17 protein-coding genes are annotated in these 22,958 nt (G+C 72.8%); 5 read left to right on the forward strand and 12 right to left on the reverse strand.

All coding sequences use genetic code 11. The annotated features are described in order from the left end of the window. Positions 1–24: 24 nt before the first annotated feature. Positions 25–2,679 carry a wax ester/triacylglycerol synthase domain-containing protein gene (locus ACQEVC_RS28275; RefSeq protein ID WP_432883313.1) on the reverse strand — a complete coding sequence of 885 codons (2,655 nt, stop codon included), beginning with the start codon at positions 2,677–2,679 and terminating at the stop codon, positions 25–27. 104 nt (positions 2,680–2,783) lie between these two features. Continuing rightward, positions 2,784–4,451: an esterase/lipase family protein gene (locus ACQEVC_RS28280; RefSeq protein ID WP_432883316.1), complete on the reverse strand. Its 1,668-nt coding sequence runs from the start codon at positions 4,449–4,451 to the stop codon at positions 2,784–2,786. A gap of 225 nt (positions 4,452–4,676) precedes the next feature. On the opposite strand from ACQEVC_RS28280, the gene ACQEVC_RS28285 reads away from it, so the two are divergent. Further along, the gene (locus ACQEVC_RS28285; RefSeq protein WP_432883318.1) at positions 4,677–5,669 is read left to right on the forward strand and encodes a DMT family transporter; all 993 of its coding nucleotides are present in this window, start codon (positions 4,677–4,679) and stop codon (positions 5,667–5,669) included. Between the two features lie 251 nt (positions 5,670–5,920). On the opposite strand, the gene ACQEVC_RS28290 is transcribed toward ACQEVC_RS28285, so the two are convergent. Together ACQEVC_RS28290 and ACQEVC_RS28295 are read right to left on the reverse strand one after the other, a co-directional pair. Beyond that, positions 5,921–11,419 carry a carboxyl transferase domain-containing protein gene (locus tag ACQEVC_RS28290; protein ID WP_432883320.1) on the reverse strand — a complete coding sequence of 1,833 codons (5,499 nt, stop codon included), beginning with the start codon at positions 11,417–11,419 and terminating at the stop codon, positions 5,921–5,923. Between the two features lie 304 nt (positions 11,420–11,723). Beyond that, positions 11,724–11,912, reverse strand: a complete 189-nt coding sequence (locus ACQEVC_RS28295; protein WP_432883323.1) for a hypothetical protein — start codon at positions 11,910–11,912, stop codon at positions 11,724–11,726. Between the two features lie 387 nt (positions 11,913–12,299). On the opposite strand from ACQEVC_RS28295, the gene ACQEVC_RS28300 reads away from it, so the two are divergent. Then, the gene (locus ACQEVC_RS28300; protein WP_432883326.1) at positions 12,300–12,692 is read left to right on the forward strand and encodes an SCO5389 family protein; all 393 of its coding nucleotides are present in this window, start codon (positions 12,300–12,302) and stop codon (positions 12,690–12,692) included. Between the two features lie 154 nt (positions 12,693–12,846). Here the strand turns inward: ACQEVC_RS28300 and ACQEVC_RS28305 are convergent, their stop codons facing one another. The 3 genes from ACQEVC_RS28305 to ACQEVC_RS28315 form a co-directional block, all read right to left on the reverse strand. Further along, positions 12,847–13,617 (reverse strand): TIGR03943 family putative permease subunit, encoded by a 771-nt coding sequence (locus ACQEVC_RS28305; protein ID WP_432883329.1) that lies wholly within the window; start codon positions 13,615–13,617, stop codon positions 12,847–12,849. 25 nt (positions 13,618–13,642) lie between these two features. Further along, positions 13,643–14,596, reverse strand: coding sequence for a permease (locus ACQEVC_RS28310; protein WP_432891736.1), 954 nt, complete (start codon positions 14,594–14,596; stop codon positions 13,643–13,645). Positions 14,597–14,783: 187 nt separating this feature from the next. Continuing rightward, positions 14,784–15,476: a hypothetical protein gene (locus ACQEVC_RS28315; protein ID WP_432883332.1), complete on the reverse strand. Its 693-nt coding sequence runs from the start codon at positions 15,474–15,476 to the stop codon at positions 14,784–14,786. 384 nt (positions 15,477–15,860) lie between these two features. Between ACQEVC_RS28315 and ACQEVC_RS28320 the strand changes: the two genes are divergently transcribed. Together ACQEVC_RS28320 and ACQEVC_RS28325 are read left to right on the forward strand one after the other, a co-directional pair. Next, positions 15,861–16,613, forward strand: coding sequence for a hypothetical protein (locus tag ACQEVC_RS28320; RefSeq protein WP_432883334.1), 753 nt, complete (start codon positions 15,861–15,863; stop codon positions 16,611–16,613). A 126-nt stretch (positions 16,614–16,739) separates the two neighbouring features. Beyond that, the gene (locus tag ACQEVC_RS28325) at positions 16,740–16,970 is read left to right on the forward strand and encodes a hypothetical protein (RefSeq protein WP_432883337.1); all 231 of its coding nucleotides are present in this window, start codon (positions 16,740–16,742) and stop codon (positions 16,968–16,970) included. A 6-nt stretch (positions 16,971–16,976) separates the two neighbouring features. Here the strand turns inward: ACQEVC_RS28325 and ACQEVC_RS28330 are convergent, their stop codons facing one another. Together ACQEVC_RS28330 and ACQEVC_RS28335 are read right to left on the reverse strand one after the other, a co-directional pair. Next, positions 16,977–18,785, reverse strand: coding sequence for an Hsp70 family protein (locus ACQEVC_RS28330; RefSeq protein ID WP_432883339.1), 1,809 nt, complete (start codon positions 18,783–18,785; stop codon positions 16,977–16,979). Between the two features lie 78 nt (positions 18,786–18,863). Continuing rightward, positions 18,864–19,595, reverse strand: coding sequence for a DUF6766 family protein (locus tag ACQEVC_RS28335; protein WP_432883342.1), 732 nt, complete (start codon positions 19,593–19,595; stop codon positions 18,864–18,866). 334 nt (positions 19,596–19,929) lie between these two features. Here ACQEVC_RS28335 and ACQEVC_RS28340 point away from each other — a divergent pair, with 334 nt between their 5' ends. Then, a complete protein-coding gene (locus tag ACQEVC_RS28340) occupies positions 19,930–20,907 on the forward strand; it encodes a DNA topoisomerase IB (RefSeq protein WP_432883345.1) in 978 nt (325 codons plus the stop codon). A gap of 105 nt (positions 20,908–21,012) precedes the next feature. Here ACQEVC_RS28340 and ACQEVC_RS28345 read toward each other — a convergent pair whose 3' ends face one another. Genes ACQEVC_RS28345 through ACQEVC_RS28355 form a run of 3 tightly spaced genes read right to left on the reverse strand, consistent with a single transcriptional unit; the run spans position 21,013 to position 22,690 of the window. Then, positions 21,013–21,666: a DUF3618 domain-containing protein gene (locus ACQEVC_RS28345; RefSeq protein ID WP_432883347.1), complete on the reverse strand. Its 654-nt coding sequence runs from the start codon at positions 21,664–21,666 to the stop codon at positions 21,013–21,015. Then, positions 21,663–22,106: a phage holin family protein gene (locus ACQEVC_RS28350; RefSeq protein WP_432883350.1), complete on the reverse strand. Its 444-nt coding sequence runs from the start codon at positions 22,104–22,106 to the stop codon at positions 21,663–21,665. The genes ACQEVC_RS28345 and ACQEVC_RS28350 overlap by 4 nt, the downstream gene beginning before the upstream one ends. Further along, a complete protein-coding gene (locus ACQEVC_RS28355) occupies positions 22,103–22,690 on the reverse strand; it encodes a hypothetical protein (RefSeq protein WP_432883352.1) in 588 nt (195 codons plus the stop codon). Before ACQEVC_RS28355 ends, ACQEVC_RS28350 begins: the two co-directional genes overlap by 4 nt. Positions 22,691–22,958: the final 268 nt, after the last annotated feature.

Consider the following 22,958-nt stretch of genomic DNA (forward strand, 5'->3'; position numbering starts at 1 on the left):
CGACGAGCAGACAGGCGCCGGACTTCAACCCCCGTCGCCGGGCGCCGGATCGTCGTGGTTGCGCACCATCTCGGCGAAGGCGGCGTGCAGCGCGGCCACGAACTCGCTCGCGGTGTGGGCCAGCGTCTCGTCGAGCAGGATGCCCACGTTCGTCGTGTCGCCCCAGCGCAGCACGCCGACGCCGATCGGCACGCCGTCGGCCAGTGCGACGACCGGGGTGACGGCGCGTACGGGCGCGCCGGCCAGCCGCTGTGGACGCGGCGAGCGCTCGCTCAGGTAGGAGACGATGACGTTGAGGAAGCGGCGGCTGTAGACCCGGCGGGCCAGGGCGCCGTGGACCGGTGCCGGCAGTGCACCCATGGCCCGCATGACGAGCGTGGCGGCGATCGGCTGTCCGCTCGCCACACTGCTCCGCAACCGATCGCTGACCTCGGCCAGACGCCGGAGGGGTGGCAGCGGCCCGACCGGCAGGTCGAGGGCGATCGCCCCGGTCCAGTTTCCGTGGGTCCGCGAGCGGTTCCGCGGATCCATGGAGACCGCGAACATGGCTCGCAGGCCGGTCGGGGCAGCCGTCGGGCGGTAGGTGCTCCCGAGCGCGTCGGCCAGCAGCGCGCACACCAGCTCGCTGACGTGCACGCTGTTTGCTCGCGCCGTTCGACGCAGTTCCTCGCTGGGCAGGGTGGTCGCGACAAAGACCCGACCCGGAGTGCGGAGCGGACGGTTGACGGGTGTACGGGGAGCCCGCCCGGCCACGGCCAGTCGAGCCAGTCCGCGCATCGCGCCGAGAGTATGCCGGGTGCCCGCTCTGGCCGCCCCGAGCAGTGCCGACCCGGGGTGCTGGATCCGAGGTCGGCGCGTCGGCCCGGGGGGTTCGCCGTGGACGTCCGCCCCGGGGGCCGGATCGAACAGCCGCTGCACCGTGCCGATCACGGACAGGCCGTCACCGAGGCTGTGGTGCAGCTTTATCGCGAGCCGGGTACGGCCGCCGGGCAGGCCGGTGACCAGCAGCATCTGCCACAACGGCCGGTGCATCGGGAGTGGCCGCGACCAGAAGAGGTCGATCGCCGAGTCGGCGGCGCTCCTTCCGGAGCCGGCCGGCAGATGGTGCTCATCCACGTGGTCCGCCGGATCGACGCAGGGATCGACGACCCAGCCGGGCCGCCGCCACCGGCCGCGCTCCGACAGCCGGCGACGCAAGGTGGTGATCGCGGGCAGCCTCCGGGCCAGCAGGTCGATGATCTCGTCGCGCTCGACGGGACGACCGTCCGGCAACGGGTCGAGTTCGATTACCGCGCCGATCTGTTGCGCGACCGTCGGGGACTGGACGTGCAGGAAGAAGGCGTCCTGGGCGCGAAGCGGCCAACTCGGCGGCCGCCGGGGTCGGCGTCGCCGCGAGTCCGTGGTTCCGGGGCCGGCCCCGACGGCCGGTGAGGTCCGCACGGCCAGTACCGGGGTCGAGGAGGGTGCGGGCGGTGCCGGGGTCGACGGCGGCGGGGTCGAAGCAGCCAGGGCCAGTAGGCCGAACTCGGCCAGGCAACCGCCACCGTCGAGCCCTTGGTGCGGGCGGGGCGAGGACGCGCGTTGCGCCGCCAGCCGAACCCGCCGCAGCAGGTCGGGCAGGTCCTGGGAGGTCTCGGTCAGCCCGCAGGCCGTCATCAGCGCGGCGTTCGCGGCACCGTGTGCGGCGATGGGCCGGTACATCAGCATCGGGGTACCGGTCGCCCACGCCTCCAGCGCGGTCGCGCCGCCGGCGTTGGTCACCAACAGGTCGGCGGCGCGCAACAGGGCAGGCATGTCGTCGACCCAGCCGAGCACCATGAGCCGGTCGGCCGGTGCCCCCAGCCGGCTGAGCCGGTCGACGAGCTGCCGGTTGTGCCCGCACACCACGACCACCTGTACCGGGCCGGCGAGCGTGGCCAGGCCCCGGACCGCCTCCTCCACCGCTCCGAAGCCGAAGGAGCCGCAGGCGACCACGACGACGTACCGGGAGGCGTCCAGCCCGAACCGGTGCCGAGCGGCGGCCTGGTCACCGGGGCGGAAGCGTTTCAGGACCGGCGGTGGGCAGACGGCGATCGGTGCCCCGGGTGCGGCGGCGTCCGCCAGCGGTACCGCCTGCGGGTGGACCACCAGGTTCAGGTCGAGCTGCGGATAGACCCAGAACGGGTGCGGGGCGAAATCCGACACCCAGGCCCCGATCGGTACGCCGAGCCCGCGGTGGCGACGCAGCCAGGCCAGCCCGGCACTGCCCAGCGGGTACGTGGAGATGACGAGATCGGGGTCGAAGGCCTCGATCCGGGGGCCGAGCCGACGCCCCGCCCAGGCCCCGGTGAACGCCTTCGACGCCCGAGCCAGCCAGGGATACCGCCACAGCGAGCGGAAGAAGAACTCGTACAGCCAGGGGGTCAGCTCCACGTTGGTGACGTAGACGCGCCGGAAGGCCGCCCCCACGCCGGGTCCCATCACGTCGAGGGTGTCCAGCCACCGCACCGTGCTGCCCGGCCACAACTCCAGAATCCGCTCCTGTAGTGCCCGGCCGGTCGCGTCGTGGCCACCGCCGATGTCGGCCGAGACCACCAGTACCCGACGCGGGGTCATTCCCGGGACGGGCGGGGTCGGTGGCGGGTCCGGCAGCCGACGGCTGACCACGCCACGGAGTGCGCTGCCACCTCCATCAGTCATGCCGTCTCCTCGTTGAGCGGCCCCGGGCCGACCGCCCCCGGTCCGGGTCAGCGGCGCGGATCGCCCTGGGCGCGGCGGGACTTCCGTCGTCCATGCTCAGATTGTCACGACGGGGACGGACGGGTCTGCCAGACCGGGTTGAGCGAGAAAGCCAGGCTCGGCGCCTGCCAGGCGGCACCGGCGGCGCGCAGCGCCCGGTACCCGCCGTCCCCACCCGGATCGGGTGAGTGGCCGTCGAGAAACGCGATCAGGAGCCGCTGCGTCCTCGCCCTGCCGTAGTCCATGGCGTGCCGCTCGGGAACGACGACGACCGGGATCCGCGGGTCGGGGCCTGGCGGGTTCGTGAGGGCGTCGACCAGGGGCAGGAACGCGATCATCCGTACGTCGGCCACCGGCTGGAGCATCCGGTCCCGGTACCGCGGCGCCTCGTCCAGCAGTGACCGGGCGAAGGGGTTGTCGCTGCCGAGGTCCGAGCCGCCGGTCGTGGCGACCACCCCGAAGATGATCCGTAACTGCCAGCCGGTCGCGATGCCCCACCCGGCCCGTGCCCGCGCCGGCGGATAGTAGACGCGGGCGGGTTGCGGAAGTGGGCTCAGCAGGGCGACAGCGTCGACGTCGGGGTGCGGGCCGTCGTCCAGGTAGGCACGCACCACCAGGGTCCCCTCGCTGTGCGCGAGCAGCGCCACCGGGCGGTCGGTCCGCCGACGTACCTCGATCACCTGGGCGGCGAGGAGTTTCGCGCTGCGGGTGAGCGGCTGGTGCGTGTCGGCGGGGGAGTAGGGCAACGGCTCACCCTGCCGGTCGAGCCCGGCATAGGAGAACCTGCGTACCGGCAGCGACGCCCGGCCCGCCGGGTCGGGGAGGTGTCCGGTCGAGCCGTCGTAGCGGGAGTCGTACCCGCCGACGTAGAGCAGCGCCTGCTCCGGGGTGACGTCACCGTCCCGCTGCACCAACGCCGGTGGCGGTCGGGCCGCGGCACGGGAGCCCGACCGGGCCAGCAGCCCGCTGCCGGCGAGGGCGAGCAGTAGCACCACCACGACGACCGGTACCGTCGGCAGCCGTGGCAGGCGCGATCGGCCCAGCACCGCGCTTCTGACCAGCGCCTGCCACAGCGGTGCGTTGACCGCGCCGGCGGCGGCGGCCAACGGCACCGCCGCCCAACCGGGGCCGAGGCCGACGACCAGGGCCCCGACGGTGAGCGCCCCGAACGTGGCCGCCGCCCAGAGCACCGCCCCCGGCGGCGGCAGCCCACGCCACCACGCTCCCGTCATCGGCCCCCGTTGCAGCAGCAGGGCCAGGACGAGCAGCGCGAGTACCGCACCGATCGAGAACCACGACAGCGCGGTGGCACCGGCGGCCACGGTGATCGACGTCCACGGCGCGAGCGCGAGCGCGGTCGCCGCGGTGACGGCCAGACCGGTACCGGCCAGCCGGCGTACCGATGGACGGGGTCGTTCCGGCGGCCACGCGACGATCACGATCGCGACCGTGAGCAGCGTCCGGACCACGATCGCGGCGAGCAGCGCGACGGCGAAGGAGAGCCACGAGTCGTGGTACACGAAAACCCAGCGCAGATCGTGGAAGACGCCGAACGGGTTGGCCGCGGCGGCCTGTGGGGCCATCCCGAGCGCGGACCGGTTCGCGGTCCAGCTCAGGACCGCCGCCTCGACCGCGGCGGGACCAGCGGTCAGGGCGAGCAGGAGCGGCACCCGACTCCGCAGCCCGCGCCGCCCGACCACGCTCGCCTCGACCACCCGCTCACGTCCGTCCACCCCACGCCTCCGCCCGGCGAGCCGGCTACCCGCGGCCCGGACGGGTAAACCCGGCGCCGGCCGTGCCGGTCGTGCGAAGGTTTGCCGGCGCTGCGACGGGGAACGCCCCGGGTCGGCCAGCCCGGCGCCGGCGGCGGCCCGGTCGCGTCGGCGTCGTCGGCCGGCCCGGACCATGGCGCGGACACCCGGCCGAGGAGACGCGATGATGCCCGGATCTACCCGTCGGTGAACCAGGGCGCGCAGCTGGCGCTCGGTACGACGCTCGCGGTGGCCGCCGCCGCCGCGTTCGGCACGTCCTCGGTCCTCCAGTACCGGGCGAACCAGGGGGTACCACAGGAGCGGGTGGCCCGACCGAAGCTGCTGTGGCGGCTGCTGCACCGGCGCAACTGGCGGTGGTCCGTCCTGCTGGCAGCGGCGGCCTTCGGCCTACAGGCGGCAGCGCTCACCCTCGTTCCGTTGATACTGGTGCAATCGGTACTGGTGACCGGCCTGCTGTGGTATGTTCTCCTGCTCGCCGCAGTGGAACGCCACCGCCCGGACGGACCCATCGTGCTGGAGTCGCTCCTCTGCCTCGTCGGCCTCTCCGCCTTCCTGCTGATCGCCGCTCCTGCCGCGAACCGCGGCCATGGCCTGGACTCGATCCAGGACGGGGCGTGGCTGGTAGCCGGCCTCGTCGGCGCCGTCGCCGGCTGCCTGCTGCTCGCGGCCCGACTGGGCCGTCGTTGGCGCCCACTTCCCCTGGCGGCCGCCGCCGGCACCTGCTACGGCGTCACGGCCGGTCTGATCAGCAGCCTCGCGCACACCTTCGACGACGGACCCATCGCCGTGCTGGGGCACTGGCAGACGTATGGCATCGTGGTGCTCGGCCCGATCGGCGTGCTGCTGAGCCAGAACGCGTACCAGGCGGGACCCCTCGGCGCGCCGGCACTGGCGACGTTCACCGTCACGGATCCCCTGGTCTCCATGGCAATCGGGCTGCTCTGGCTGGACGAGCGGATCCGGACCGGTGCCTGGAGCCTGGTCGGCGAACTCGCCGCGCTCGGCGGACTCGTCGTGGGCGTCTTTCTGCTCGCCCGACGTGCCCCGCGGGCGAGTGATCGCGCCGCGGCCGCGCGTGGGTCGCCGAAGGCCGTGGATGCCGGTCCGGGGGAGAGCCCGGGCGCACCGGGCGGGGACGTCACCGGTGCCGGTGACCGGGAACGGCGGACCGGAGAGTAGTCCCCGGCGGTCGACGGTCCCGGGCGGCGGCCGTGGCGACATCGACCGGGAAGCGGACGCCAGCAGGCCCAGTGGGGCGTGGCCGATCCCCAGGTCGGCGTCGAGTTGCGCGGCGGCGCGCCGACGGTGCCGGTGTCGGCGCTGTCGAGCGCGAGTACCGCGCCGAGCAGCCGGACGACACGCAGGCGTTCCCGGCCGCCCAGGATCCGATGGTTTCGGTACGCCTGCGCCTCGGAGCCGCCGTCGCCGGTTTACCCGGCTACCGCCGCGCTGTGCCGCTCGCCCTCGACCGGTTGACGCAGACGCGACTCGATGGCCTCGATGACGCGGGGGCGGAGGTCGGCCGCCCGGATGACGGCGTCGACGGAGCCGACCTCGACCGCGCGCTGGATGTTGTGCACGCGGTCGAACTCCGCCGCCACCTCGCCGAGCTTCTCCGTCCGGACCGACGTGCGGAGTTCGTCGAGTTCCGCGGTCAACGCGGCACGGTCGGCACCGGAGGCGGACGCGACCCGGGTCTCCAGGTCCCGTACCCGTGGGTCGGCGGCGGTGCGGGCGTCGACGTCGCCGGCGAACACCACGGCGGCGGCCGGAGCGCCGCCGAGCACCGAGGCGAACGAGCCTTCCAGGGCCAGCACGGTCATCCCGGGGTTCAGCGCCTTCGAGAAGACCACGAACGCGCCGCCGTGGTATCGCGAGATCACGCAGAACACGATCGGTCCGCGGAAGTTGACGATCGCCCGACCGATCTCGGCGCCGTACTCCAGTTGCAGCTTCCGCATCGACTCGGGCGAGCCGTCGAAGCCGGAGAGGTTCGCCAGCACCACCAGCGGGCGGTTGCCGCTGGCCGCGTTGATCGCCCGCGCGGCCTTCTTCGAGGAGGCCGGGAACAGCGTGCCCGCGGTGTAGGTGTCCGGGCCGTCGGTGGGCGGGAAGCCGCGCCGCGGTACCGTCCGGGACTCGATGCCGAGCAGGCACACCGGGATGCCGCCGAGATGCACGTCCTGCACCACCGCGGTCTCCGCGTCGGCCATGCCCGCCCAGCGTTCCAGCACGGGGTGGTCCTGGTCGGCCAGCGCCCGCATCACGGTGCGGATGTCGAACGGCTTCTTGCGGTCCGGGTTGGCCGCCGCGGAGAAGATCTCGCCGACCGTGCCGAAGTCGCTGCCGGGTACGGCATGCGGGAAGTCGGAGATGTCGCGGTCGGTGGGGTCGGTGGTGGTCGCCCGGCGCGGCGCCGCCTCGCCCGGGGCGACGTACGTGTGCTCGTAGTGCGACATCAGCACGTCCCGGGCGGCGGTGAGGTTCGGTGCCCAGTACTGCGCCTGTCCGTTCGGGCCCATCACCCGGTCGTAGCCGCCGATGCCGAAGTTGTCCTCGGCGGAGACGCCGCCGGAGAAGTCGAGGGCCTGCTTGCCGGTGAGCACCATCGCCGAGTCCGGCGTCATCACCAGGATGCCCCTGGTGTGCATGAGCATCGTCGCCTCGGCGTTCCAGTACGGCTGCGCACCGACGTTGATGCCGGTGACGACAATGTTGATCTCACCGCCCTGCTGGGTGAACTCGACGATCCGCTTGAGCGCGGCCGCCACCCAGTCCATGTTCTCGGTGCCCGACGTCATGGAGATCCGGGCGCCGGAGGAGAGCGTGTACCACTCCAGCGGCACCCGCATCCGCTCGGCCAGGTCCAGCGCGGCGATCACGCGACGGCACTCCGGCTCCGACAGCGCACCCAGCGACTTGGTGGGGTCGCCGAGCAGCACGACCCGGGTGACGCCCTGCGGGTGCCGTGCGGTCGGTGTGCTGACCACGCCGGCGACGATCGCCGCGGCGTTGCGCCCCTTCGGCCGGTCGACCGGCACCAGCGTGTGGTCGCCGTCGAGGTCGTACTCGACGAAGTCGCCGAGCAGGCCGGTCAGCTCGTACGGGTACACCGTGTTGCGGCTGCTTGCCCGCAGCACCTTCAGCCGGTAGTCGTCGAGCGGTTCGACCGGCTCGACCGGCGGCTCCCCGACGGTCAGCTCGGCACCGCCCGTGACGTCGAAGGAGATCCGTACGGCGATCTTGGCCAGCTCGCCGGTCCGGCGGTCGCGCTGCCGGGCGATGAACAGGATCTCCTCAAGCCCGGCGCCGGCGGTCGTCGGGCGTACCCGCCCGGCGATCATCTCCATCTCCTCGCGGGTCAGGCCGCTCGGCGGCCAGACGTAGATCACGATCCGGTTGGTGTTGAAGCGGGTCTTCGACGGCCGCCGCGACTGTGCGCGGCGGATCGAGTCGAGGCAGGCCGCCACGGTGTCCTCGGTTGTCGGCAGCGCGACCAGCCGGCCGTCGTGCTCGCGCAGCTCGGTCAGGTCGCGCACCTGCGCGAACGCGACGAGGCGCTGGTCGGACGGGTTCTCCCGGGCCACACACTGGAAGAGGTAGACCTCCTCGTCCGACGACGGCAGTCGGGTCAGGTCGAACTTGTGCAGCCGCTCCAACTGCATCCGCTGCGCGATGTACGGGTGCAGGCCGCGGATCAGCCGCTCCTCGGTCATCCCGCTGCCCGACGGCCGGAACGTGAAGTGATGGTGCATCACCGCCCCGCGCCGCCCCGCCACGGTGGTGGTGAGCCGGCGAACCTGCGGCGGCAGCGGGTGCGCGCCGATGACCTTGAGCAGCTCGGCGACCATCGCGTCGAAGTCCTCCGGCTGGTTCTCCCAGCCGAGGTAGAGGTCGGCGTCGACGGCGTCCCCGCCGGCCGCCAGTTCGGCGAGCCCGCGCAGGGCGCCCCCCAGCGCGTCGAAGCGCACCGCGGTGGAGACCAGGCGCGAACCCGCGCGCTCGGCGACCACGAACGTGCAGCCCGCGACCTCGCGGGTGTTGACGCCGGTGAGCCCCTTGTTGCCGTAGTACCGCCGGGTCAGCACTTCCAGCATGACCGCGTGGTCGAGGTGATCGCGGTGCAGCCGCCGGCCGAGCAGCCGCACGAGTGGCTCGGTGCTGCGTACCATCTCCGCGATCCGCTCGGCGCGGTCCGGCGAGTCCGGCTGCGCGTCCAGGTGCCGCAGGTGGGTGCGGACCCGGTCGTAGACCAGGGCGCGGTTGCGCCGCAGCAGCGGCTGGGCGAACCAGGCGAAGACCACGCCGCGGGCGAGGTCGGCGACCACCGGGAAGCGGACCTGCGTCGCGGCCACCAGCCGCTCGAGCGCGAGACCGGCCGGTTCGCGCAGGGTCTCGTTCGGCGGCGGCTCCCGCAGCCACGCGCGCAGCAGCGTCGCGATCACGGTCGCGTCGGCGGACGCGCGCTGCTGGGCGAGGAAGATCCGGAACACGGCGGCTTCGAGCGCGGGGGAGCGCTCCAGTTCGCTGACGCCGTAGTGTCCGAGCGCCCGGGCGAGCTTGGCCTGGAAGGCGGTCGGCAGTCCGGCCCGCTCGACGTCGAGGCTCCGCAGATAGGCGTGGAAGTACTCGCGGGCGCTGTGCACGTGGGCCTCGCCGCCGCCGTCCTCGCCCGAGGGTCGGTTGCGGCTCAGCTCGGCGAGGTTGGCGAACACGTCGACGAGGTCGAGTTCCTCGGCCAGGGGCCGGTGGCCCTCCTCGATGGCCGCCTGCCGGGTGGCGAGGTAGTCGTCGAGTACCCGGCGGTCGTCGTGCGGGTCGACGTCGAAGCCGAGCAGCAGGCCGCGCAGGTCCTCCTGGCCGCGCCGGGTGCGCTGACGCGCCGGGATCTGCTCGGGCGCGGCCGGCAGGTCCAGCTCGACGGTGGCGGCGGCCGGCGCGTCGTCGGCCCCGTCACCGAGTGGCTCCAGCCGCAGCAGCGGTGCGCCGGCCTGCACCTGGCTGCCCACGGAGACGGCGCACTCCTTCAGCCGCGCCTTGAACGGTGATCGCAGCACCGTCTCCATCTTCATCGCTTCCAGCACCAGCACCGGGGCGCCCGCCTCGACTTCGGCGCCGACCGGCAGCGGCGTGGCGACGACCAGCGCGGGCATCGGGGAGCGGACGACACCGCCCTCGTCCCGGCTGACCCGGTGCGTCACGCCGTCCACCTCGACCAGGTGGATCGGCCCGTGCGTCCCGGTCAGCAGGCGGTACCGGTTGCCGTTGACGACGATCTGTCCGCTGTGCCGGTCGAACCGGTCGAGTTCCACGTCGGCGGTGCGTACGCCGCCGCCCGACTCGATGCCGACCCGGAACCGGTGCGGGCCGATCCGCGCCACGCGCAGGCGGTAGCCGGCGCCGCGCAGCTTGAGGTCCAACGGTCGACCGCCGGAGTGCTGCACCTGCGGGCGTCCGCCGGACGCGGTCTCCAGCAGTCGCCGCCGCTCGGCGCGTTCCTCCTCCTCGTACGTCTCGATGGCGGCCGCCGACAGCGCGACGGCGGAGTGCCGGTGCGCGACCAGCCTGCCCTCACCCCGGACCCGGTCGATCCAGCCGGTGTCCGCGCTCGCGTCGATCACCTCGGGCTGGTCGAGCAGGTCGAGTACGAAGCTCTTGTTCGTCGCGCCGCCCTCGATGACCACCGTGGTCTCCGCCATCGCCCGGCGCAGCCTGCCGAGCGCCTCGCCGCGGTCACGGCCGTAGGCGATGATCTTCGCGATCATCGAGTCGAAGTCGGCCGGGATGGTGTCACCCTCGCTGACGCCGGTGTCCACCCGGATGCCCGGCCCGGCGGGCAGGTCCAGCCGCACGATCCGGCCCGGCGAAGGCGCGAAGTCGCGATCCGGGTCCTCGGCGTTCAGCCGGGCCTCGATGGCGTGCCCGCGCTCCACCGGCGGCGCGCCATCGAGCCGACCGCCCGAGGCAACGTGCAGTTGCGCCTTGACCAGGTCGAACCCGGTGGTCGCCTCGGTGATCGGATGCTCGACCTGGAGGCGGGTGTTGACCTCGAGGAACGCGAACAGGCGGTCGCCAGGGTGATAGAGGAACTCGACGGTTGCCGCACCCCGGTAACCGACCGCCACGGCCAGCCGTTCGGCCGAGGCCTTCAGCTCGGCGGCCTGCGCGGGGCTGAGTACCGGCGACGCCGACTCCTCGACGACCTTCTGGTTGCGCCGCTGCACCGAACAGTCGCGGACACCGAGCGCCCAGGCGGTGCCCTGACCGTCGGCGATCACCTGGACCTCCACGTGCCGGGCACCGGTGACCAGGCGCTCCAGGAACACGACGCCGCTGCCGAACGCCCGCGCCGCCTCCTGACGGGTCCGCTCGAAGGCGTCGGAAAGCTCGGAATCGTTCGTGATTACGCGGATGCCGCGTCCGCCGCCGCCCGCGGTCGCCTTCAGCATCAGCGGGTAGCCGATCTTGGCCGCCGCTGCCAGAGCGGCGTCCAGGGTCTCGACCGCGCCGCGGCTCCACGGCGCGACCGGCACGCCGACCTCCTCGGCGATCAGCTTCGCGCCGATCTTGTCGCCCAGTTGGCGCATGGCGTCCGCGTTCGGCCCGACGAAGGTGATCCCGAGCTTCTCGCACAGCTCCGCGAACGCCGGGTCCTCGGCGACGAAGCCCCAACCGACCCACGCCGCGTCGGCCCCGGACCGCACGAGCGCCCGCTCCAGCGCCGCCATGTCGAGGTACGGACGCGTGGACGCGGGACCGAGGTAGTGGCCGAGATCCGCCTCCCGCACGAACGTGGCGGTGCGGTCGACGTCGGTGTAGAGGGCGACGGTCTCGATCCGCGTCCCGGTCTCCGCAGCCAGCTCTCGGACCGCGTGGATGAGCCGCATCGCGGCCTCACCACGGTTGACGATGGCGATACGGCTGAACACCCGACCGACCCCTCTGGTAGACCCATCCGAACCCGCCGCGGGACGGCTGTCCCCGGCAGTGATCACCCTTCTGCCTGCGGACCGGCAGCGCCATGTCGTACGCACCGAACAGTACGCGGCCCGGTTTGTAGGAACCCGACAAAAGCTTTTGGCTGTCCTCGCCGCAGTCGAGGCTGCGGTCGAGAGCACTGGTGCCGCCCGGCCGCAGATGTGATCATGCTCTCCCGACCCGACCCCGGTGCTCACGCCATGACCGGACACCCCCGTCGCCCGGGTCACGGCGTCAACCGTGGTCAGCCGGACTCTACGCTGACGGACGGGACCGCTCGGCCCGCTCCGGTGGCCGGTGTGGGGTCGGGACGCGGCGGAGGTCGCGGACCGCCGGGGCGGGCGGCAGGGCGGTGCGGCGGAGTGCGCTGACCGCCACCGAGATGACGAGTACCCGTTCGGCGCCGACGAGGGCCGGCCGTCGGGCCGGACAGTGCCTGGCCATCGGCAGGCTTCCGTTCGAGCCCACGACCTCGCGCGAGGTGACCGTACCGCGCCGAGCGGGACCAGCGGGCCGGACGGCATGATCCCGTAGACCCTCCAGACCAGGATGAGGTGCCACATCCAGGTGCGGGACCGGTATTCGCGCCAGCCGTCGGCGAGGTCGCGCAGCATGGACGTCGGTGTGGTCGTGACCCGAGGCCGGAGACCCGCCGACACGAGTTGGCGGTGGACGGGCGGGCCGCGATCAGGCAAGGTGAGAGTCACGAATCGTAGGGCACTGCACGCGAAGCGTAGCGATCGGGGTGGTGCGGCTGGTGCCGAGCGCGAAGAGACGTTGGCATCTGCCCGTGACCGATCCACCGGTTCCGACGACCACGAAGGAGAGTCCATGTCCCTCGACGTACCCACCGCCCTGCTGGAGCGGGCCGAGACCGGCCCGGTCGACGACGCCGAGTTCGTCGCCTGCGTACGCGATTCCCTGCCGTACGCCTGGGCCGTCGTCAGCGAGGTCGCCGGTGACCTCCAGCGTGCCGGCGGGGAGTTCGCCGACCATGCCGTACCGCCGCCGAGCGAGGCGGAGCGGGGCCAGTTGCTCCGAGCCCTGGCCAGCGACGCGATCCGGGGGGCGCTGGAGCGCCACTTCGGGGTGAAGCTGGCATTCCAGAACTGCCACCGGGTCGCCGCGTTCGATCTGTCCGCGGTCGGCGGAGAGCGGTACCGCGCCTTCGTCTCCACCCAGGGGCAACTGCTCAACCAGTCACCCGAGCTGCGTGACTGCTGACCCGCCCGGCGACGCGCGGCCGCCCCAGGCCGCGCGTCGACCTCTTCCTGCCCGCCGGCCAGTTCCCCGGCACCGGTCGCCCTCGCCGGAGAGGCGGCGCTGCTCGACGCAGTCTCCGCCGGACGCTCCGACCTGGACGTGGCCCGATGACGGACTACTCGTACGGTTGCTTCGGCGGGTCTATCCGCCGCCACGACTCGACCTCGACATAGGGAATGTCCACATCGCTCACCGGATCCTTGCCGAGTCGTGTGGTGTACCGGCCGACCACCTCCACCCAGCTGTCCGGTGGCAGCCAGGTCGGCGCGTCCCCGGACATGCCGAGTTTGATCGGGCGGCCGTCCGCGGCGCAGCAGGAGAGGGTCATCCGGGCCAGGATCGCTTCCCCGTCCGGGCCGGGCGCGGTGAACCCGGTGAGCTGGATCCGCCGATTGCCGAGGGTGGTGCCCTCGTCGAGGATGGCGCGACCGGCATAGTCCAGCAGCGTGAGCGGCACCGGGTCGCCGTCCGGCAGCGGCGGGAACTCGTCGATCTCCTGGCCGGTCAACGCGGTGCCGGCCTGCCCGGCCGCGAAGGATCCCAGCGCCGGTGGGGAGATCAGCAGCAACCCGAGCGCGGGCAGGATGAGCAGCCAGCCCACCCACGGCTCGCGGTGGCCGTGCCCGCCGCCGTCCGGTCCCGGCCCGCCGCCGTGCTGGTCCTGGCTGTCGTGGCCGTGCCCGGCGTGCGCGTCGGCATCGTCGCCTCCGCCCCTCAGGTCGTACCAGAGCGTGGTCAGCGCGGCGGCCACCAGCAGGACCCCGGCGGCGATCAGGAACGGGCGCAGCCCCTCCTTGACGTACCGCAGGTAGACGTCGGTGACGCTGGCCTTGAGCACCGAGCCACCGAGCAGCAGCAGCACGACCGCCTGCGCCTGCCGGTTCACCTCGGCACTCCACTTCGACTACCGGTCACAGGATCACCGCTCCCACTCCGACGCTCACCAACACCGCGACGACGAACGTCGCCGGGGCGAACCGGGCCGCGAACCGGCGGCCGAAGACGCCGGTCTGCATCGAGATCAGTTTGAGGTCGACCATCGGGCCGACGACCAGGAACGTCAGCCGGGCCGAGAGCGAGAACTGCGACAGCGAGGCGGCCACGAAGGCGTCGGCCTCGGAACAGATCGAGAGCAGGACCGCCAGTACGGCGAGCGCGAGCACGGACAGCACCGCGTTGTCGGCCAGGCTCTGCAACCACCGCTCGGGCACCAGCACGTTGATGCAGGCCGCCGCCATCGCGCCGATCACCAGGAACCCGCCCGCGTGCACGACGTCGTGCCGGATCGCCGCCCAGAACGCCCGGCCCTTCGACAGGTCCTCCAGCTCCGGGCGGTACGGCAGCCGGATCCAGTCGGCCCGACCCAGCCGCAACCAGAGCCAACCCATGATCATCGCGACGACCAGGCTGGCCACCGCCCGCCCGACCACCATCTCCGGATTGCCCGGAAAGGCGACCGCGGTGGCGGCCAGCACGATCGGGTTGACCGCCGGAGCGGCGAGCAGAAACGCCAGCGCGGCGGCCGGGGTGACCCCGCGCCGGATCAACGAGCCCGCGATCGGCACCGACCCGCACTCGCAGCCGGGCAGCACCACCCCGGCCGCGCTCGCCACCGGTACGGCCAGCGCCGGATGGCGGGGCAACGCCCGGGCCCAGAACGACCGGGGCACGAAGACCGCGATCACCGCGGAGAGCACCACCCCGAAGACCAGGAACGGCACCGCCTGGACCATCACCGAGACGAAGACCGTGGTCCAGGTCTGCAACCGCGGAGTGGACAGCGCCGACGCCACCGGCCCGGAGAACACCACCAGCAGGATCAGCAGCAGGGCGAGTATCTCGATCGAACCCACCCGGTCGCCCAGCCGGCGTCTCCGAGGGCGGTCGGGTTCCTCCGTCCCGTCTGCCGATCCGGCACGCCGAGCGCCCACCTGATCCGGCACGGTCACGGCAACAACATCCCTTCGGCGGGTGGAAACCGGCCACTCACCCTAACCGGCAGCAGGGTGTCCGTCACGGTGTTCGATGCCGGGTCGCCCGGGGTCGTCGAGGCTATCTGCCTTCCGGAGCGCCGTCGGCGGTCAACGCACCCTGACCCGGCGCCGCGGGCAGGAAGACGTGGGCGTGCCCGTGCCCGGCATCGATGTTGAGGACGTCGAGTTGGGTGGCGGCGGTCGACCAGGTGGCGACGGCGATGTCCCGCTGGCGCCCGGCCAGCTCCAGCAGCGCCGGACGGCCGGCCGCCGGCGCGGCCAGCGCGGCCGCGTAGGTGTCGACGGCGAGGTCGAGCGCCCGGACGGCCGCCGTGAGACCGGAACGGGCGATGTTGACACCGGTACCGGCCGACGGCGGATCGGCGAAGCCGTCGACCGCCTTGCCGGTGACCGCCTGCCAGCCGGTCACCGCGGCCGGGGCGGCGAGTGGTCCGGCCGCCGCGCCGACCGGCACCGCCGTGGCCAGCCCGTCGAGGACGGGTACGAGGCTCTGCTGAACCTGTCTGGCCTGGGCGGTGAGGTCGACGATCTGCGCGACGTCCCGCCGGGCCTCCTCGGCGCGTAACTGCGCCACCGGGTCGGCCGAGGACGGGTCGTCGCCCGCCGTGACGGCGCCGATCGGGCCGGCGAGCAGCGCCCCGAGCGCGAACGCCAGGGCGAGCAGCAGCAGTAGCCGGCGTCCGGCGGGTGCCCGGGCGACGGGCGCTGCGGATCCACGCGGTCCCGAACGCAGTTTGGTCCGGTTGCTCATCTCTCTCCCCGACGGTGTGCTGGGGACGCTCGCCGACGCGCACTCCGCGGTGGACGATCGGAGCCCGCCGTCCGAAGCTGGCTCGGGTCCCGGTCGAGGGCAGTCGGCTTGGCTCGACCCGGCCCGGGCTGGGCCGATCGCTCGCCCCTGGCGGCCGCAACCGGGCGGTCCGGGCCGCGCGTCCGGTCGTACATGGCTGGCAGCGTACCGGTCCGGTACGCCGTGCGGTCCAGTTCGTCCTCCACGATCGACGACGGCGCCGACCGGGGACGACCTGACGGCTGCACGGCTCGGACTCGCTCGCCCCGCTGACGACGCCGCCAGGGCGCGCGAGCTGCCCGGGCGGCGGCACCGAGCTGTCGACGGCGTGGCAGGATCGCCGCCATGACCTCACCGCGGTGGCTCGACCGTTATCTCGCCGGGCGGCGGGACCAGGTTTGGCATGAACTGCGCCAGGCCGGTCGCGCCGTTCGACAGGATCCGGACCTTGCCGGCGAAGCGCGGCTGGTCTGCGACGAGATGGCCCGGCGGGCCCGGCAGAACGTCGAGGTACTCGTCGAACGGCTCACCGCCGACGGTTACCGGTTCCACACCAACGACGACGAACAGAACCCGGTGACGCCACACGTCGCCCCGACCGCGACGGCGGCAGAGCACGCGGATTGGCTTGCGGAACGGTTCGGCGACGTCCCCATGACGGTCCTTTCCTGGACCCGGTTGGTCGGAGACGTCTGGCTGGTAGGAAGCCACCCGCAGTGGGACACGTCGGCATCCGGCGACCCCCTGGTCGTCGAACTGGAGGGGGCGCGTCACCCCGACCACCCGCCGATCCGGCACTACTTCGATGCGGAATGGAATGGTTGGCGGGAACATTCCGAGGAGGACCCGGAGGCCGGTCTGTTCGTGCTTCCCCTCGCGCCCGACCGGCTGCACAAGGAGAACGTCAGTGGCGGTCCGCCCTATGGGATCGTGCTTCCCGACGGCTGTGTGGACGGGCTCTTCGCGGGCGAGACGACCATGCCGTTCGTCTGCTATCTGAACCAGGTCTTCAGCCACGGCGGTTTCCCGCGGTGGACGGGATCGCAGGACGAATGGCGCATCAGGCGGGCCCTGGCCAGAGACCTGCTACCGCTCTGATCCGGTCGGCTGTCGCCCGCCGTCGACGCCGCCTCGGAATCGGTCAGGAATCGAGAAGCTCGGGTCGGGAGGCCGCGGCTAGCCTGACCTCATCGGGGTTGCCCGTCGTCGTCCGAGGAGGTCCCGTTGACCTGGAACACGTGGATTCGGCAGATCCACCGCTGGCTCGCCGTCGCCTTCACGCTCTCCGTCATCGTTGTCGTCGTCGCCGTCGGGGCACAGCAGGAACCCGCCGCCTGGGTGTTCTACCTGCCGCTGCTCCCGCTCGTCCTGCTCATGTTCACCGGTCTGTACCTGTTCGTGCTGCCGTACATCACCAGGTGGCGCGGCGGACGGCGCGCCGTCCGCGGGACCTGACCCGGGTCAGCGCGGGACCGGCAATGCCTGGTCCGAGATCCGCCGGTACTCCATCGTGGAGCTTTCCCCGGCGACCCTCAGCAGCTCGGCGGTGCAGTCGTAGGTGCTCGGCGGTCCCGAGTCGTCCCAGCCCATCGCCTTCCGGTCGCGTTGCGAACCGTTGATCTTCCACACCGTCGTGCCGCGCGGGCGGCCGTCCGTGTGGGTGAGCTTGTCGCCGATCGTCAGGTAGCTGAACCGGATCGTCCCGGTGTGGGTCACCCGGTAGCTGCGCCCGCGCGCGGTGCCGCCGGTGGTGACGCCCCTGCGGTGGTCGGTCCACCCGGTGCCGGTCGGGCCGTAGTTGACCTCACCCCGACCCGGGGTCAGCAGCTTCAGGTCGACGTCGGTACCGAAGAGCCCGACGTTGCGCTCGTCCCAGCGGGTCATCCGCCAGCGGCCGACCACGCAGGGGTCGACGCCGGGCGCGACGCTCTTCGACGGTGTCGGGACCGGCGTCGGCGCGGCGGTCGGCGCCGAGGGCACCGCCCCGGCGGTCACCGCTCCGGCACCGGCCAGCAGCCGGTCGCCCCCGCCGGCACGGTTCGGTTCGCCGACCGGATTGAACACGAGCGCCATCGCGGCCGACACCAGTACGACCGCGACCCCGGCGGCGAGGGTGGTCGCCCGGCGCGACATCCGGGGGAGCCGGCGATATCGGGTCCTGACCGGTGTCGGTGGCTCGCCGGCCGGCAGGTCGGCGAGCTGCCCGGTGGGCCGGATCGCGCCTTCGGCGACCGCGAGCTCGGGTTGTTCGATCGCGGTGGGTGTCAGGCCGAAGGACTGGTGCAGCAGGGTGGCGACCAGCGGATAGCGGCTGGCGCCGCCGACCAGGTAGACGCCGGCCAGGTCGGCGGGCGTGACGCCGGCCCCGCCGAGCGCGGCCCGTGAGGCGGTGATCGTACGTTCGAGCAGCGGCCGGGCCAGTGCGTCGAGCTGTTCACGGCCCAGCGGGACGTCCTCGTCGACCAGCGGCAGCGTGATGCGGGCCGACGTCCGTCGGGACAGTGACTCCTTGGCGGTCCGCACGTCGTCCCAGAGCTGCCGCCGCGACCGCAGGTCGGGCTCTGACCCGGGGTGGGTGAGGCGGCGCCACGTGCCGGGGTCGCGGCTGCCGAACACCGCGGTCAGGTAGGCGACGATCGCGGCGTCGAGGTCGAGTCCGCCGGCGCCGACCAGGCCTTCGGTGCCGAGCACGTCGAAGCCCTCGGCGGTGCGCCGGACGACCGAGGCGTCGAAGGTGCCGGCCCCGAGGTCGTAGACCAGCGCGACCGACCCGGCGGGCAGGCGGCTGCCGGCCACGCCGACGAAGTAGGCGGCCGCGGCCACCGGCTCCACGACGAGGTCGACCGAGGGTACGCCGGCCGCGACCGCCGCGCTGCGGAGGATCTCCCGGCGCCGGTTGCCCCAGCCGGCGGGATGCGCGAGCACCATCCGGCCGGGTGGACCGCCGACGATCCGCCTCGCCTCGTCGACGACGCGGCCGAGCACGGCGGCGATCAGGTCCACCACCGGGTACTCCACGTCGGAGAGCAGCACGCTGCCGTCGTCGATCCGCTGTTTCGGGTAGGGCTCGGCGCCGGCCGGGTTGGCGCGGGCGGCCTGCAACGCGTCCCGACCGACCAGCAGGGTGCCGCCGTCGGCGCAGACCGCCGAGGGCAGCAGGGGAGAGCCGTCGAAGAGCACCGGCCGGACCCGGCCGTCGGGCCAGAGCAGTGTCGCGGCCGTGTTGGAGGTGCCGAAGTCCACACCCAGCACGATCCCGTCCGCGCTCATGGACACCACCGTATCCGGGCGGCGCCGGTCGTTCGTGCTTCGACCCCGGCGATCCCGACGGTCGTTCCTGCCGAGCTGTCACGCCCCGGTTTCGCGGTGCGGGGTGTTGACCGGCTTCGACTCCGGTGACCCGTGCTGGCGCAGGAAGACACTGAGCACGATCAGTGTGCCGACGGCGAGGAATTCGCTCTGCCAGTTCTGCATCGACTGGAACCAGAACTCGCTGCTGCCGAGGAACTGCCACGCGGTGATCGGCGGTGCTCCGGTTTCCAGCGCCTGCTGTTCGTTGTACTCGGCGGTGCCGCTGACCAGGTGCAGGACGAAGGAGGCGCCGAAGAGCAGGAAGAGCGCGATGGACAGGCTGTTGCGGTACAGCGCCAGTAGCAGGCCACCGGCACGTACCGGCCAGGGGGAGTTCGACTTCGCCTTGACCGGGTTGTCGCCTGGCCGGTCCTGGTCCGGCTCGGGCTTGGACTCCGCCGACCCGCGTTGCACCAGATAGACCGTGAGCAGCACGTACGCGCCCATCTGGAGGAATTCCGACTCCCAGTTCTCGAACACGGCTTCGGCGAAGTGCCCCGTGCCGAGGTAGTCGAGATAGCCCTCGGGACGCACGCCGGCCTGGACCAGTTCGTCGTTGTGGGTCTGCCAGCCGAAGAGGCTCTGCAGCGCGAGGAAGATCAGGAACGCGCCGAACATCGTCACGGCCAACCCGTGGTCGCGCAGCCAGTGCCGGGCCCGGGTGGCGGGCTGCGGGCCCGCCTGGCGCCGCGCTGTGGTCCGCCCTGGTGTGACGGTCTGTTGTCCCATGCCGGGACCTCCTTTCCCCCCGGAGGTGCCCTTTCCTGGGTCAGGGAAGCCCTCCTGCCCGGGCCTTGCTTCCCTGCACGGGGTCGCGGAAAACCTGGTCACGGCGTGTCGCGGCCGGGGCGGGCGCGGAGGTCGGCCGGGCGGCGCGCCCGGGTGATCGGCGTCGGGTGTCAGCCGCCCGGCGGAAATGGAAGCTATCCAGCAGGCGATACGGGAAAACGGCGATCCATGCTGATAGATATATGTCACCGTACGGGTGAGCGGTCCCGACGGACCTTGGAGTGCCCGAGCGGGTCCGGGGGTAGAAGGGCGGGCATGACAGCGACGGTGAGACATGCGGTTGCGTCGCTCTGACCCCAGCGCCCCCGGTTACCGCCGCCGACGACGGGGACGTGGAGTGACGTTTCTCGACTCCGCAGGGCGGCCGATCACCGACTCGGCACGGCTGCGCCGGCTGCGTGATCTCGCCATCCCGCCGGCCTGGCGGGAGGTGTGGATCTCGCCCGATCCCCGGGGCCACATCCAGGCCACCGGCATCGACGAGGCCGGGCGCAAGCAGTACCTCTACCACCCGGTGTGGCGACAGCGGCGCGATCGCGAGAAGTTCGCGCACGTCCTGGAGGTGGCCGGACACCTCGGCCAGTTGCGGAAGCAGGTCGAGAACGATCTGCGCGAGCGCGGCCTGACCCGGTCGCGGGTACTGGCCGTCATCGCCCGCCTGTTGGACCTCGGGATGTTCCGGATCGGCGGCGACCAGTACGCGGCCGGGGAGGCGCCGACGTTCGGTGTCGCGACGCTGCGCCCGGAGCATGCCCGGGGGGCCGCCGGCTGTGTGGTGTTGGAGTTCCCGGCCAAGGGCGGAGTGGAGCAGAGCCGGCGGGTGACCGATCCGGACCTCTGTCGGGTACTGCGGGACCTGCGGCGCCGTCGTCGGGGTCGGGACCGTCTGTTCGGCTACTGGGCGCGGCGGCGCTGGTGGGACGTACGTGCCGAGGACGTCAACGACTACCTCCGTGAGGCGAGCGGCACCGACATGACGGCGAAGGACTTCCGCACCTGGCACGCGACCGTGCTCGCGGCCACCCGCCTGGCCGCGGCCGGGCCCCGGAACTCGGAGGCGAAGCGGCGACGGGTCGTGGCCGGGGTGATGCGGGAGGTGGCCGAGCTACTCGGCAACACCCCGGCGGTGGCCCGGGCCTCGTACGTCGACCCCCGCCTTCTCGACCTCTACCGGGACGGCCGGCTCGGGCCGCTGGAGGGAACGTCCGGCCAAGCCGCCGAGCAGGCCGTCCTCGGCCTGCTCGGCGACTGATCCCGGCACCCCAGCCATGCGACGCCAGCGGAGGAATCCCACCCGGGCGAGCAACCCCGTCCTGGTGCCCGCTCGACGGGCCGCCCGGAGCGCTCGCCGGCCCGATCAGCGTCGGCGTACCTCGCCCATCGTCTCCTGGGTCTGCCCCCGCAGCTCCTCCGCCGACGAGCGGGCGTGCTCGCGCATCTCGCCCGCGTGCTGACCGGTCCGGGAACGGACCGACTCGACGGCGTGCTGGGCCGGTTCCCGCAGATTCTGCTGTGTCTGCCGGGCCATGCCGCTGGCCTGCTGCTTGAGCTGGTCGGAATGCTCGGCGACCTCGTCCCGGAGCCGGCCGACCACCCGCCGCTCCGCCGGACTGGCCGGCAGTAGCGCGGAGGCGAGCACACCGAGCCCGAACGCGACCAGGCCGGCGGCCAGCGGATGCCCTTCCGGCATCTGCCGGGTCTGCTGTCCCAGCGCCTGAGCCCGATGGCCGGCCGAGGAGAGCCCGGCCTGTGACGCCTCACGAGCCCGCTGCATGCCGCCGCGCGCCTGCTGGGCACCGCCTTGTGCCTGGCCGGCGATGTTCTGGCGGGCGTTCTCGGCGCTACCCATCACCGTCTCCCGCGCCCGCCGCCAGGCGTTCCGGGCCCGGCCCGCCTGGTGCTGCGCCATGTTGCGCGGGTTCATCCGGTCGCCGAGCGCGTTCAGGTTCTCACCCAGGCGATCCTGGGTACGGTCGGCGTCGGCCCGGATCGAGCCTGGGTCCGTACTCATCCTTGTCCCCCCGATCGATGCTGTGTCCGGTCACGCATGGCGGAAGGCATCCGCCGGATCGACTCGGACGTCTGCGGCAGCGGCCGGAGGCTGCGCGCCTGACGCCTGGCCACCCCGACGAGAATCGCGGCGACCACGGCCCAGACTCCCGCGACGACCAGTGCCCCCCAGCCCTGGTCCATCACGTTCGACAACCCCCACCACAGGGCGTACGACAGGAAGAGCAGCACCATCAACGCGCCGATCGCGGCGCCGCCGAACATCCCGGCGACCCGGCCGGCGGTACGCATCTCCTGCCGTAGCTCCAGTTTCGCCAACTGGATCTCCTGGCGGACCAGGGTCGACGTGTCGCGGGTGACGGCACCGAGCAGTTCGCCGATCGAGGCGCGGCTGGGGTCCTGCTCCCGGTCCGCGCCGAGCCCACCCGCCGAGACGCTCATCGCCGTACCTCGCTGGTCCGTCCGTCACCGGACCCGCCACGCTGTCCGGCCCCCGCCTCCGGGAGCGGGTTGCCGTGCGGCTGGCCACCCATCCCGGACGGCTGCCCGAGCATCCCGTCGGGCCGGACATCCGGCTCCGTCCCCCTCCCGTCAGGATGGGGACCGGACGGACCGCCCTGCAACGCGTCCCGGGTCCGGGTCAGTCGGCCCGCGAGCACCCCGGCGACGGCTGCCCCGGCGAGGAAGAGTCCGGGATTGCGGCGGGCGTAGTCGCGCACGTCGTTGAGTACCATCCCGGGTTCGCGCTGGTCGAGCCACTGAGCGGCCTGCTGGACGCGTTCGGCCGCGTGGCGGACCAGGTCCGTGCCGACCCCTGGGCGGTCGCTGCGCTCGGACATGGCCCGCAGTTCGTCGCCGAGGGCCCGCAGGCCGGAGGCGGCCCGCTGCTGCTGCGCGCCCGCCTGTTCCTTGAGCTGGCCCGACGCCTGCCCCATCAGATCCTTGGCCTGGCGGCCCGCCTCGGCTGCGACGTCCCGGCCCCGGTCGGCGGCGTTGTGTGCCAGGCCGCCTCCGGTCTGTGCCAACCGCTGTCCAGTCTCCGTGGCGCCCTGCCGGGCAACCTGGGTCTTCGACCGGTGACCGTCACCAGACGGGTCAGCAATCCTGTCCTGTGTCATCTCCGCCCCCAGCTTCGCCCGCGGTGTCGACCGCCGGATACCCCGCTGACCGGCGGTTATACCGACACGTGCCGGACCGCGGGAGGTCGTGACCGGTGCGGCTGTCGCGAGTCGGGTCCTCCCGCCTCGGGCAGCGGGGGGCGATAGTTTGCAGGGTGGCCCATAGCGGTCGTTA

It is taken from the genome of Plantactinospora sp. CA-294935, assembly GCF_050936445.1.
Lineage (GTDB): Bacteria > Actinomycetota > Actinomycetes > Mycobacteriales > Micromonosporaceae > Plantactinospora.

Bases quoted from the DNA above. Each gene is read 5' to 3' on its own strand.
- ACQEVC_RS28330 (WP_432883339.1), bottom strand. From the start codon at position 18,785: ATGAGCGCGGACGGGATCGTGCTGGGTGTGGACTTCGGCACCTCCAAC.
- ACQEVC_RS28350 (WP_432883350.1), bottom strand. From the start codon at position 22,106: ATGAGCGTCTCGGCGGGTGGGCTCGGCGCGGACCGGGAGCAGGACCCC.
- ACQEVC_RS28275 (WP_432883313.1), bottom strand. From the start codon at position 2,679: ATGACTGATGGAGGTGGCAGCGCACTCCGTGGCGTGGTCAGCCGTCGG.
- ACQEVC_RS28335 (WP_432883342.1), bottom strand. From the start codon at position 19,595: ATGGGACAACAGACCGTCACACCAGGGCGGACCACAGCGCGGCGCCAG.
- ACQEVC_RS28300 (WP_432883326.1), top strand. From the start codon at position 12,300: ATGTCCCTCGACGTACCCACCGCCCTGCTGGAGCGGGCCGAGACCGGC.
- ACQEVC_RS28315 (WP_432883332.1), bottom strand. From the start codon at position 15,476: ATGAGCAACCGGACCAAACTGCGTTCGGGACCGCGTGGATCCGCAGCG.
- ACQEVC_RS28345 (WP_432883347.1), bottom strand. From the start codon at position 21,666: ATGAGTACGGACCCAGGCTCGATCCGGGCCGACGCCGACCGTACCCAG.
- ACQEVC_RS28320 (WP_432883334.1), top strand. From the start codon at position 15,861: ATGACCTCACCGCGGTGGCTCGACCGTTATCTCGCCGGGCGGCGGGAC.
- ACQEVC_RS28340 (WP_432883345.1), top strand. From the start codon at position 19,930: ATGCGGTTGCGTCGCTCTGACCCCAGCGCCCCCGGTTACCGCCGCCGA.
- ACQEVC_RS28295 (WP_432883323.1), bottom strand. From the start codon at position 11,912: ATGGCCAGGCACTGTCCGGCCCGACGGCCGGCCCTCGTCGGCGCCGAA.